Consider the following 12,174-nt stretch of genomic DNA (forward strand, 5'->3'; position numbering starts at 1 on the left):
GATAGACTAAAGTACCACCATCCTCTTTTATTTCAACTGAATATCCATCCCGCCGCACCGCAGCGGCACATGAAGCAGTAAATCCGAAAAAGATTTGCTGCTTTTTTTGCGTCCATTTTTGGCAAATTTCCAAAAGTTCCGTATTAGACAGTGAAACCAAAAAAGGCTGCCATTTTTTTCAGACAGCGGGCAAAACGCAGCTTCCGAAACGCCTTATTGTCGGGAAAGACCGAGCCGCCGGAAAAGTTCTTGCCGGAAAGTCCGTCCATTCTGCTCTTTTGTGGTTTGTAGGGAGTAAGGGAAAAACGCCAGCCCGCAGCCTTTTATAAAAAAAGCTGGTTATAGATTTTCTGAAAAAGTGGCAGTAGCAAGTGAACGGCAGGCCGGCAGTTTCTTAGAGCAAGATTCTACCGAGGTGCCAAAATTCGCTTATCGCTCATTTTGCCCCTGCGGGAATCTTGTTGGGGAGTGCCTTCCCCAAACCCTGCTTATGCGGCTTGCGCCGCTGAAAAACCCCTCAAAATATTTTTCGGATTTTTCAAAAACAGTTCCGCTTCACACCCTGTTTTTCTCCTATTAGTGAGAGGACACCACGCACAGAAAGGAGGTCAACCACCTATGAAACGATACAACACGCCGCACCGCAGCCGGGTAGTCAAAACACGCATGACCGAGGAAGAATACGCCGAGTTTGCCCAGCGGCTTTCTGCTTACCACATGAGCCAAGCCGAGTTTATCCGGCAAGCCATAACCGGGGCAGCCATACGCCCCATCATAACCGTTTCCCCCATCAATGACGAGCTGCTTGCCGCTGTCGGGAAGCTGACCGCCGAATACGGGAGGATCGGCGGCAACTTAAACCAGATAGCCCGGACGCTGAACGAGTGGCACAGTCCCTATCCGCAGCTTGCCGGGGAGGTACGGGCGGCGGTTTCCGACCTTGCTGCCCTAAAGTTTGAAGTCTTGCAGAAAGTGGGTGACGCTGTTGGCAACATTCAAACATATCAGCTCTAAAAACGCCGACTATGGCGCAGCGGAAGCCTATCTCACATTTGAGCATGACGAGTTTACCATGAAAGCCACCCTTGATGAAAACGGGCGGCTGATACCGAGGGAGGATTACCGCATTTCTTCCCTCAACTGCGGGGGCGAGGATTTCGCTGTTGCCTGTATGCGAGCCAATCTCCGCTATGAGAAAAACCAAAAACGGGAAGATGTGAAAAGCCACCACTATATCATCAGCTTTGACCCACGGGACGGGACAGACAACGGCTTGACCGTAGACCGGGCGCAGGAGCTGGGCGAGCAGTTCTGCAAGGAGCATTTCCCCGGACACCAAGCCCTAATCTGCACCCACCCGGACGGGCATAACCACAGCGGGAATATCCATGTGCATATCGTCATCAACTCCCTGCGGATTTACGAAGTCCCGCTTCTGCCCTACATGGACAGACCAGCCGACACGCTGGAGGGCTGCAAGCACCGCTGCACCAACGCCGCTATGGAATATTTCAAGAGCGAAGTCATGGAAATGTGCCACCGGGAGGGGCTTTACCAAATCGACCTCTTGAACGGCAGCAAGGAACGGATAACCGAACGGGAATACTGGGCGGCAAAGAAAGGGCAGCTTGCCCTTGACAAAGAGAACGCCGCCAGAGAAGCCGCCGGACAGCCGACCAAGCCCACCAAGTTTGAAACGGACAAGGCGAAGCTGCGCCGGACGATACGGCAGGCACTTTCCCAAGCTGGCAGCTTTGACGAGTTTTCTTCCCTTTTGCTGCGGGAGGGTGTGACCGTCAAGGAGAGCCGGGGGCGGCTTTCCTACCTCACGCCGGACAGGACAAAGCCTATCACAGCCCGAAAGCTGGGGGACGATTTTGACAAGGCTGCTGTCCTTGCCCTGCTCACGCAGAACGCCCACAGAGCTGCCGAACAGACCAAAGCCATACCCGAATACCCTGCCGCAGTTAAAAAGCCGTTACAAGGGGAAAAAGCTGCAAAAACCACCCCGGCAGACAACACCTTGCAGCGCATGGTTGACCGGGAAGCCAAGCGAGCCGAGGGCAAGGGCGTGGGCTATGACCGCTGGGCGGCAAAGCACAACCTAAAGCAAATGGCAGCTACCGTTACCGCCTATCAGCAGTACGGCTTTTCCTCCCCGGAGGAACTGGACGAAGCCTGTTCTGCCGCCTATGCCGCCATGCAGGAAAGCCTTGCGTGGTTGAAGCAGGTGGAAAAGACGCTGAACGGGAAAAAGGAGCTGCAACGGCAGGTGCTTGCCTATTCCAAGACCCGCCCTGTCCGGGACGGGCTGAAACAGCAGAAAAACGCCAAAGCAAAAGCAGCCTACCGTCAGAAGCATGAAAGTGACTTTATCATAGCAGACGCAGCCGCCCGCTATTTCAGGGAGAACGGCATTTCCAAGCTGCCGAGCTATAAATCCCTGCAAGCAGAGATTGAAAGCCTTATCAAAGAGAAAAACAGCGGCTACAACGATTACCGGGCAAAACGGGAGGAGTACCGCCGCTTGCAGACTGTCAAGGGCAATATCGACCAGATTTTACGCCGGAGCGAGCCGCAGCGCAGAAAGGAGCAGAGCCATGAACGGTAATATCCCCCGCATGGACTACCGCCAGTACCGGGCAGCCCGCCGCCTTGTGCATGAGTGCTGCAACTATGACAGCGGGAACTGCCTGCTGTTGGAGGACGGCGAGCCTTGCGTGTGTGTACAGAGTATCAGCTATTCGCTGCTCTGCCGCTGGTTTACCGCCGCTGTCCTGCCCCTTGATGAAGCACTGGAAGCCGCCCTCTTGCGCCGGGGAAGCCGGAAACGCTGCGCTGTCTGCGGGGCGTTCTTCTTCCCAAAATCCAACCGGGGGAAATACTGCCCGGACTGCGCCGGACGCATGAAGCGGATAAACGCCGCCAAACGGAAGCGGAAACAAAGGGAGAAATGTCACGCTTTAGGGCATTTCAAACCCGCATAAATCAAGGCTTTTTTGGAGGGTGTCAAAGGGTGCGTGATACATTTATCCTTTTCCCTTAAAAACGCCCCCTAAAAGCGTAACAGAACCCACAGACAGACACCACAAGGAGGTGAACCCTATCGCTGATTATATGACCGCAGGAACGGAGCTGCCCGCTTACCTGCCTTACCCCCGTTTCCTGCTGGAAACAGACCTATCCCACACCGCAAGAGAGTTATATGCGCTGCTGTTAGACCGTTCCACCCTTTCGCAGAAGAACGGCTGGCAGGACAGCGAGGGACGGACATACATTGTCTACCCCATAGCAGAGATAGCGGAAATGCTGGATAAAGGCTGCACCACCATAAAGGGCGCACTGAACGAACTGGACGCTGCCGGGCTGCTGGAACGCAGACGGACGGGCTTTTCTGCCGCCAACCGTCTGTATGTGAAAGTGCCGCCTATCCCAGTGGTACAGTTTTCCGACCAACTGACGGACGGAAAACCGCCCCTCATAAGGGCGGGAAACCGACCAACTGACAGCCGGAAAACTGACCTTATGACGGTCGGAAAACCGTCCCCTAACCAAACTAATATAAACAACCTAATAGAGAGCCAAACAAAAGGAGCGAGTGAGGGGCAGCCCCCCGCCGCTTATGGCAGATATAAAAATGTATTTCTTTCTGACACAGAACTTTTGGAGCTGGAACAGGACTTCCCCGGCAAGTGGGAGTATTACCTTGACCGCCTTTCCTGCCACATCGCTTCCACCGGGAAGCAGTACCAGAGCCATGCAGCCACCATTTACAAGTGGGCGCAGGAGGACGCTGCCAAAGAGAAGCCAAAGAAAGGCATACCGGACTATTCATTCAAGGAGGGAGAAAGCCTATGACCGATACAATCCACAACACCATACTGCCTATGACCGACACCACAGCCGAGCCGGAGGATTACACCGGGGAGGACGGGCTTTTATACTGCGGCAAATGCCGGAAACCCAAAGAAGCCTATTTCCCGGAGGGCAAGACCTTTTTCGGGCGTGACCGCCACCCGTCAGAGTGCGACTGCCAGCGGGCAGCCCGTAAGGAACGGGAAGCCGCCGAGAAGCGGCGCAGCCACCTTGAAACGGTGGAACGGCTGAAACGGCAGGGCTTTACAGACAAGACCATGCAGGACTGGACATTTGCCAACGATAACGGCAGCTGCCCGCAGATGAAGAACGCCGCCGGATATGTGGCACGCTGGGAACAGATAAAGGACGGGAACTACGGGCTGCTCTTGTGGGGCAGGGTAGGCACTGGGAAAAGCTATTTTGCCGGGTGTATTGCAAACGCCCTCATGGAGCAGGAAGTCCCGGTGTGCATGACAAACTTTGCAGCAATATTAAACGACCTTGCCGCCAGCTTTGCGGGCAGGAACGAATATATTTCCCGCCTTTGCAGCTTCCCCCTGCTCATCATTGACGATTTTGGAATGGAGCGTGGCACAGAATACGGTCTGGAACAGGTCTACAATGTGATTGACAGCCGCTACCGGAGCAGGAAGCCGCTGATTGTGACGACCAACCTCACGCTGGAGGAATTGCAGCACCCGGAGGACACCGCCCACGCCCGGATTTATGACCGCCTGCTTGAAATGTGTTCCCCTCTCTGCTTTACCGGGGAGAATTTGAGGAAAGCCGCCGCACAGGGAAAAATGGAACAGCTGAAACGGCTGCTTGCCGGAAAGGAGATTTGCCTATGACCGACACCCAGAGAAACAAACGCCCTGCCCGCCGCCCGGACTGCGTGACCGAAACGAGGATAGGCAACACAATCCTTGTGGTGTCTGGCTTTTTCAAGGAGGGGGCGACCGACACCGCCGCTGACAAGATGATGAAAGTGCTGGAAGCAGAAGCCGCCGCCGGATATTTGACCTGTGATAAGCCTGATTGAAAAACCGTCATTTTTACCGACCGTAAAGAAGCAGATTTGACGCTTTTGCCGCTATACAGACAGCCGCCCCATGTGGTACAATCAAGGTACGGAATAGTGGGGCTGGCTGTCGGAAACGGAGGAATTTATGTTAAGACAGACCACCCAGCAACTCATTACCGCCCTTTACCCAAGACTGTCCCATGAGGACGAGCTGCAAGGCGAGAGCAATTCCATTTCCAACCAAAAGAGGATTTTGGAAACCTATGCCAAACAGAATGGATTTTCTAATCTGCGCTGGTACACCGACGACGGTTATTCCGGTGCGAACTTTCAAAGACCCGGATTTCAAGCCATGCTTGCAGACATTGAAGCAGGGAAAGTCGGGACAGTTATCGTCAAGGATATGTCGAGGTTAGGGCGAAACTACTTACAGGTGGGAATGTACACAGAAATGATTTTCCCACAGAAAGGTGTCCGCTTCATCGCTATCAATGACGGAGTGGACAGCGCACAGGGGGAAAATGATTTTGCCCCGCTGCGGAACATTTTTAACGAATGGCTGGTGAGAGATACGAGCAAGAAAATCAAGGCAGTAAAACGCTCTAAGGGCATGAGCGGAAAGCCCATCACAAGCAAGCCCGTCTATGGCTACCTCATGGACGAGGACGAAAACTTTATCATTGACGAGGAAGCCGCCCCGGTGGTACGGCAGATTTACAGCCTTTGCCTTGCCGGGAACGGTCCGACCAAGATAGCCCGTATGCTGACCGAGCAGCAAATCCCCACGCCGGGGACGCTGGAATACCGCAGGACGGGCAGCACCCGCCGCTACCACCCCGGCTATGAGTGCAAGTGGGCGACCAATACCGTGGTTCATCTGCTGGAAAACCGGGAATATACGGGCTGTCTGGTAAACTTTAAGACCGAGAAGCCGTCCTACAAGCTGAAACACAGCATAGAAAATCCCCCGGAAAAGCAGGCGGTTTTTGAGAACCACCATGAGCCTATCATTGACCGGGAAACGTGGGAACGGGTGCAGGAGTTACGCAAGCAGCGCAAACGCCCCAACCGTTATGACGAAGTGGGCTTGTTCTCCGGCATACTCTTTTGTGCCGACTGCGGCAGCGTCATGTACCAGCAGCGATACCAGACGGACAAGCGCAAGCAGGACTGTTATATCTGCGGAAGCTACAAGAAACGCACCGCCGACTGCACAGCGCACTTTATCCGCACTGACCTCTTGACCGCTGGCGTACTCTCCAATCTGCGGAAAGTTACCAGCTATGCGGCAAAGCATGAAGCCCGGTTTATGAAGCTTTTAATCGAGCAGAATGAGGACGGGGACAGACGCAGGAACGCCGCCAAGAAAAAGGAGCTGGAAGCCGCCGAGAAACGCATAGCCGAGTTATCTGCTATCTTCAAGCGGCTGTATGAGGACAGCGTAACCGGGCGCATATCGGACGAGCGTTTCACAGAGCTGTCGGCAGACTATGAAGCCGAGCAGAAAGAACTGAAAGAACGTGCCGCCAGACTGCGGGAAGAACTTTCCAAAGCGCAGGAAGCCACCGCAAACGCTGAAAAGTTTATGAATGTGGTACGCAGGCACACTACCATTGAAGAACTTACCCCTACTCTGCTGCGGGAGTTTGTGGAGAAAATCGTTGTCCATGAAAGCGTTGCCCTTGACGGGAAACGCCGGGGCAAGTTACGCAGACAGGAAATCGAAATCTATTATTCTTTTGTCGGCAAGGTAGAACTGCCCGACACCTAACCGCCCGACCTATCCGACATACCTCATGTGCCGGATAGGAACGGCAAAATTTTTTACACTTCTATTACTTCTTTATCACACATAAGCAGATTCCCTGGGCATCCAGCTCCTGATACTTATAAGTCTCATTTGCTCTTCCCTTGAAAGTCAGCGTATATGCTGTCTTTCCCGTAATGGTCGGATTATCATCCGTCACTTCCACTTCTACGCCTGTCGTCAATCCTGATGCTTCAATCATAAAGGTCAAAGCATCCACGTATGTTCCCTTAGTCTTTTTCTTTAATTCCTCTAATTTTGTTTGTTCCACAGTCACCATATTACTGATGTCTGAACCGGAATGATCATAAGCAGTCACATTTGCGAGTGTCACTGCCTCTGTGTCCGTAAGCTTTCTGACATCGTTCACATGAATGACAAAATCATCTGCTGCAATAACGCTTCCATCTGCCCCCTTGATCACGTTCATCCGGTATACCGAGATTAAGTTCACGACATCCGCAGTCTGTGCAGTCATCACAGTTGTTTCATTATAGATCTTTGTTCTGTCTGTTTTATCAACCCATACAAAGAGGCTCTCATTTTCAGCCTTTGACTTATCTGCTTCTTCCTGCATTTTGGTAAAGATTGCTGCCGGAATCGTATCTCCATCAATCACTGTAATATGCTCTGTCTTATTTAAGATATTGCCCTTTTGATCTTCAAAAACGATCTCATGCAGTTTTTCAAAGTCCACCGTAACATTCCATGCCTGATAAACTTTTGCGAATGTATGGGAATAGGTCTTCGTTATACCATCCCATGTAATTTCCCCACTCTTGATTGCCGCATCAATATCAATTGCCACATTATTAACCGTAATGCTCTTTAATCCGTAACCATCCTCTGGCTTAATATTGACCTTCAATGCTCCATTATTCTTCACAATCGTCTGGTATGTACTGTTTCCTTTATCATTCCACGCCACACCATCATTTCCAGTCACAAGTTCTCCATGTGTCACTTTTACATCTACGCTCTGTCCCTCTTCAAATGTAATATTTAATGCCTGTGGTTTGCCTACCGCCTGTGTTGTGTAAGTATAGCTTGTTCCATTTCCTATGAAAGCCTGATTGGATACATCAGTATCATCACTGCCATCCACGTTGCTCCAATATGCCTTTTTATAAGTAGTGGCTGTTCCTGTTGTATCTTCTAACTCCAGCTCTACTGTTTCATTGTCTTTCACAATGACATGCTGGAACTGGTCCGCACCTGATTCTTTTGTTACAAGCCCTGTATCTTTCACTTTTGCCGTACCACCTGTCACATGAACATGTACGATATGGGACGGTGTGAATACAGCTTGCAGTGTCACATCTGAAGTTGTCGGTGTGTACTTTAATTCATAACTCTTTTCTTTCCAGTTAAACGTTTTTGCTCCTGCAAATAAATCTGTATTGTTTGTTGTCTCCTTCAATGCTGTCAGGATAGAGAAACTTTCTCCCTTCTCCCCGGTAAGATCTGAATAATAAGGATTTGAAAAATCATTTGGCGTAAATATAAGGGTGAGTTCCTCATTGCGGTTTACATTGATGCTGCCATCCCGCTCCAGTTTGTATTCATTACCAGATGCATCTACCGCCTTGAAGCTTCCCTTTGCATTTCCTGCTGCAAGACCTGTTACTTTTAAGGTTGTCATCTGCCGTTTTGCCGCAGCATTCACTGTAATGTCTCCACTGACATTTGAAATCGTAACTGTAATGCTTCCATCTGCCGGATCTACCCTGCACACATCTCTAAATGTCAAATTCTTAACAATCCCTGTATCGCTTTCCTTCATAGTAACGATAAAGTTGTCCTGATCCAGATCATAATCTGCTTTTGGACTGATTTTTACAGTATAAGTTTTTAAATAACCAACATCAGTCTGCTCCTTACCACTTGTAATCTCAGCATTGCTTCCTATGGTTACGGTTGCTTTAAATGTTCCAAGATAAAACTTCTGATTGTTTTCCGTTGCAACATATTCAATACCATCTACTGTGACTTTCTCTCCCGCAACAGCTATTACGATATAATTCCTGTCCGGATATCCTGTATTTTCTGCACTGCTCTGGCTGACTGTTACGCCGCCTGCCGGAGCTGCACCTACGGCATGTCCAAAGATTGTACCTTGTGCGCCTGAAGGCAGTTTTACGTCCACCTTCGAATCAGCTGTACGCCTCTTAACAGTTACGGTATTGCCTTGAGATCCAGTTCCTTTCAATACTACTGAATTCGCGTTGTCCACCTCAATGGTTACCTGCTGATCTGCTGCGACTTCAGCTTTTGTTACCTGATCATTATTCTTCATTCCCTGTGGAATGTTGACATGTGTGAACTGACCTTGACCTGGATTCTCATACGAATAGGTCACTGCACCTATTTGTACATCTCCATCCGCCTCTCCCATAAAATAAGGGGAGTCTCCCTTATCCTTATCGTCTACAGTTACCCATGAAGTGCAGTCTGGAGCTGTTACCTGATAAGTCTGCCCATCGGTCGGATTGAGTACCTTAACGGATGCATTTGCAGAAAGCTCTAGTTTTCCATCCATCAGGGTTACCACGCTGTCCTCATCCACGGCAATCTTCGAGGAAACTGTCGTCTTATAGAATCTGGTGGCATCGTTATAATGCTCTAACGTAACATCCTTTGCTGCCTCTACGCCGTCTGCCGTGGTTGGGGTTATTTTTCCATCTTTAATGATCCTGACCGTGTCACCGGATGCAGCATCTTTTAAAGCCTGTTCAACAGAAGCATATTTCTTGGCTGCTGTTGTCCCTCCTGTAAAGATCTGTGCCTGTTCCTCACCATACTGTGCCGTAAAGGTCATGGTCTTATAAACATCCTTATACTTCAGCGCTGTCACTTCATCGTCAGTATATAGCTTATTGAGATCAATATCACCATCCGGAGTACCGGAAACAGCTAATTTCCATCCTTGGAATTTTTCAGCATTATTATTTGGTCTAACAGCAGGGATCTTCTCAATTACCTTGTTGGTGTTTTTCACAGGAGGGTATACCTGCTGCGTTCCCAACACTTCATTATCAAAAAACAGATACTCCTGCTTTTTGCCTGGCTCTGTGAAAGTTCCATTTCCGGATTCAAACTTGACATTTTGAATAACAATGGAGCTATTTTCTAATGTTGTCAGCGAAATAGATACTAAAATATCATTCTGATTTTCCCAGCTCAGAGAGATGCCTGCATCTTGTGAACTTTCCACAACAGGATTATTCTTAAAAAAAACTGCATCGTTATGTCTCTCTGCTGCCCATTTGCATAATTCTGTGTAACTTTTTACTACCATTGTCATCTGATTTGGCTGATAGGGGTCATCTGGCTGCTTACCCACAAAATCAAACTGATGTATTTTTCTATTATCAGTAGCTCTCATGTTAAGCGAGTCATAATATGTTCCAATACTCGATTTATTCCCCAGGCAAATATCTGTAGCGATGCTATAAGCTTTATCCGCTGGTTTTATGTTTAAAAATATCGTATAGTCTTCAAAGTAAAAACGGATAGGAGAACTTTTAAAATGCGTTTGTGCGTCATAGATGGAAATTTCATTAGCCGCCGTGGATGTAGTAATTGTAGACCACTCCCCTTTGAAAGAAGTAGCATTCCAATACCCATTATAATAAAAGCAAATATCAAAACCACATTTGCTTACAAAACCCGTCTTTGACGGTGTATACATAACGTTATCATTAGAAATATACCAGGATGACCATTTAAAGTTCCAAAATTGTTTAGAAAGAGGCCATTTTTGACCACCTCTATATCCCCCACCATTCGAAGATACTAGCCTCACAGCTTCGCTATAATCGTCATCACTAAATTTAAAACGATACCACTTACCATCTACAAGACTAGCCCCTGACAGGGTAACATTTTTGTTTACTACCGTTACGCCAGGAACATTCTCCCATGAATTGTCCGTTATATCAGCTTTTCCAAGGGTGTTTGTATTCGTCCACTGTAATACCGGAGTTCCCGCATAGGTATCATCTTTCGGTGCACTCAGTGTGACACTGCTATCGGTCATATTAGGAGACCAAGGATAATTATTGTTGATGGTATTGCCGGCTGATAACAATGCGATTCCCGGTGTGACCACAACACGTCTGGTGAAGGTAGTAATTCCATCCGGGATTACAAAAGTATCCTCCGCCTGGTCCGTGTTGGCTGTATTGTCATTTTCTTCTTTCTTATCTTCTACATTATCATTTTCTGTATTGTTATCTTCTGTATTATTATCTTCTGTATTATTATCTTCTGTATTGTTATCTTCTGTATTTTTGTTTTCTGTTTTATCATCTGCATTTTCAGCAGAGCTGTCCATACTCCAGGTAGCGCCAAGTACTTTTTCACTCTGATCTCCATCCGTCTGATCCGGATCAGAAGTATCCGCATCGCCTGTATTGTTCTCAGAATCCGGATTCTCTTCCAGCGGATTAAGAACAAATGTCACCTTGTACTCTCCCGAAAGCATAATGTCAAAATTTCCATCATCCTTTATATTCAGTTTGTACTTATTTTCATCATAAACAAGTCCTGCCGCAAGGTCATAGTCTTCCTGCCCCTGCTCCAGGTAGAGTTCCGGAACTTCAAACTCCCCGGTTTCTTCCACGGCTGCTTTCACAGTAACCGTTCTCTGAAATGTGATGACCTGATTTTCCTGTGTGTCATCCTGTCCATTTTCCTGTGTTCCTTCTGTTGTCACAGGCGTAAGGGAATAGGTCACTTCGTAGGAGCCGATCTTGTTAATATCGAAACCACCAAGTTCTACTACTTCCAGTGTATATTTTACATCATCATAGAGAATGTCATCTGTCAGGTCGTAGTCTTCTTCTCCCTGTGTCAGCACCAGTTCCCGTGCTACATACACGGGTTCTTTGTCCTCAGAAGCCGCTACTACATGAACCGTTCTTGTAAAGGTGATGACCTGCTTTTCCTGCGTATCAACGGTATTGGTGTCATCCCCTTTTGTTACATCAACGGCTTCCGCACCCACGGGCTCTGACTGATAGCTCATATCTACACCCGTTCTCGGCCTGGATACACCCAGTACACCGGTGTCTCCGGTATTCTCCTCACTCTGTGCTGCATCCTCTCCGCTGACCGCATCTGCAGTATCTTCTGCATTGCTGCTGTCAGAGTTCGTATCTCCCTGTCCGGCATCCGTGCTGTCTCCTGCATTGCTGCTGTCAGAGTTCGTATCTCCCTGTCCGGCATCCATGCTGTCTTCTGCATTGCTGCTGTCAGAACCCGTATCTCCCTGTCCGGCATCCGCACTGTCTCCTCCATTGCTGCTGTCGGAACTGTCGGATCCGTTATCAGAACCCGCATTATCAGAGTTATCGCCGGTCTGGGTGTTATCCCCTCCCTGATTGTCTCCACTGTTCTGGTCTTTGTTTTCATTATCCGAATTGGAAGCATCCCCCGAATCTCCCGGCTCCAACGTTCCATCATCCTTGGAAGTCAGGGAATA

General features: G+C 49.0%; 9 protein-coding genes. 7 read left to right on the forward strand and 2 right to left on the reverse strand.

Translation table 11 applies throughout. From position 1 onward, the window contains the following. Window positions 1-618: 618 nt before the first annotated feature. The 7 genes from DXA87_RS00710 to DXA87_RS00740 all read left to right on the forward strand — a co-directional run bounded on the left by DXA87_RS00710 (window position 619) and on the right by DXA87_RS00740 (window position 6,653). Window positions 619-1,014 (forward strand): plasmid mobilization relaxosome protein MobC, encoded by a 396-nt coding sequence (locus DXA87_RS00710; RefSeq protein ID WP_002594236.1) that lies wholly within the window; start codon window positions 619-621, stop codon window positions 1,012-1,014. Then, the gene (locus DXA87_RS00715) at window positions 986-2,611 is read left to right on the forward strand and encodes a relaxase/mobilization nuclease domain-containing protein (protein ID WP_002594235.1); all 1,626 of its coding nucleotides are present in this window, start codon (window positions 986-988) and stop codon (window positions 2,609-2,611) included. The genes DXA87_RS00710 and DXA87_RS00715 overlap by 29 nt, the downstream gene beginning before the upstream one ends. Next, on the forward strand, window positions 2,601-2,987 hold the full coding sequence (locus DXA87_RS00720) for a cysteine-rich VLP domain-containing protein (RefSeq protein WP_002594234.1): 387 nt from the start codon (window positions 2,601-2,603) through the stop codon (window positions 2,985-2,987). The genes DXA87_RS00715 and DXA87_RS00720 overlap by 11 nt, the downstream gene beginning before the upstream one ends. 130 nt (window positions 2,988-3,117) lie before the next feature. Then, window positions 3,118-3,858: a replication initiator protein A gene (locus DXA87_RS00725; RefSeq protein ID WP_002594233.1), complete on the forward strand. Its 741-nt coding sequence runs from the start codon at window positions 3,118-3,120 to the stop codon at window positions 3,856-3,858. After that, complete coding sequence (locus tag DXA87_RS00730; protein ID WP_002594232.1) at window positions 3,855-4,709, forward strand: ATP-binding protein; 855 nt, start codon at window positions 3,855-3,857, stop codon at window positions 4,707-4,709. The genes DXA87_RS00725 and DXA87_RS00730 overlap by 4 nt, the downstream gene beginning before the upstream one ends. Then, window positions 4,706-4,900: a transposon-encoded TnpW family protein gene (locus tag DXA87_RS00735; RefSeq protein WP_002594231.1), complete on the forward strand. Its 195-nt coding sequence runs from the start codon at window positions 4,706-4,708 to the stop codon at window positions 4,898-4,900. The genes DXA87_RS00730 and DXA87_RS00735 overlap by 4 nt, the downstream gene beginning before the upstream one ends. A gap of 127 nt (window positions 4,901-5,027) precedes the next feature. After that, window positions 5,028-6,653: a recombinase family protein gene (locus DXA87_RS00740; RefSeq protein WP_002594230.1), complete on the forward strand. Its 1,626-nt coding sequence runs from the start codon at window positions 5,028-5,030 to the stop codon at window positions 6,651-6,653. Between the two features lie 64 nt (window positions 6,654-6,717). Here the strand turns inward: DXA87_RS00740 and DXA87_RS00745 are convergent, their stop codons facing one another. Both DXA87_RS00745 and DXA87_RS17770 read right to left on the reverse strand, forming a co-directional pair. Then, window positions 6,718-11,718, reverse strand: coding sequence for a hypothetical protein (locus DXA87_RS00745; protein WP_147326502.1), 5,001 nt, complete (start codon window positions 11,716-11,718; stop codon window positions 6,718-6,720). A gap of 2 nt (window positions 11,719-11,720) precedes the next feature. Beyond that, window positions 11,721-12,122, reverse strand: a complete 402-nt coding sequence (locus DXA87_RS17770) for a hypothetical protein (RefSeq protein WP_147326503.1) — start codon at window positions 12,120-12,122, stop codon at window positions 11,721-11,723. Window positions 12,123-12,174: the final 52 nt, after the last annotated feature.

This window comes from Desulfotomaculum sp. OF05-3, from assembly GCF_003435535.1.
Classification (GTDB): Bacteria; Bacillota; Clostridia; order Lachnospirales; family Lachnospiraceae; genus Pilosibacter; species Pilosibacter fragilis.

Bases quoted from the DNA above. Each gene is read 5' to 3' on its own strand.
- DXA87_RS00745 (WP_147326502.1), bottom strand. From the start codon at position 11,718: ATGAGCTATCAGTCAGAGCCCGTGGGTGCGGAAGCCGTTGATGTAACA.
- DXA87_RS00730 (WP_002594232.1), top strand. From the start codon at position 3,855: ATGACCGATACAATCCACAACACCATACTGCCTATGACCGACACCACA.
- DXA87_RS00735 (WP_002594231.1), top strand. From the start codon at position 4,706: ATGACCGACACCCAGAGAAACAAACGCCCTGCCCGCCGCCCGGACTGC.
- DXA87_RS00740 (WP_002594230.1), top strand. From the start codon at position 5,028: ATGTTAAGACAGACCACCCAGCAACTCATTACCGCCCTTTACCCAAGA.
- DXA87_RS00720 (WP_002594234.1), top strand. From the start codon at position 2,601: ATGAACGGTAATATCCCCCGCATGGACTACCGCCAGTACCGGGCAGCC.
- DXA87_RS00710 (WP_002594236.1), top strand. From the start codon at position 619: ATGAAACGATACAACACGCCGCACCGCAGCCGGGTAGTCAAAACACGC.
- DXA87_RS00725 (WP_002594233.1), top strand. From the start codon at position 3,118: ATGACCGCAGGAACGGAGCTGCCCGCTTACCTGCCTTACCCCCGTTTC.
- DXA87_RS17770 (WP_147326503.1), bottom strand. From the start codon at position 12,122: ATGCTTCCAATTCGGATAATGAAAACAAAGACCAGAACAGTGGAGACA.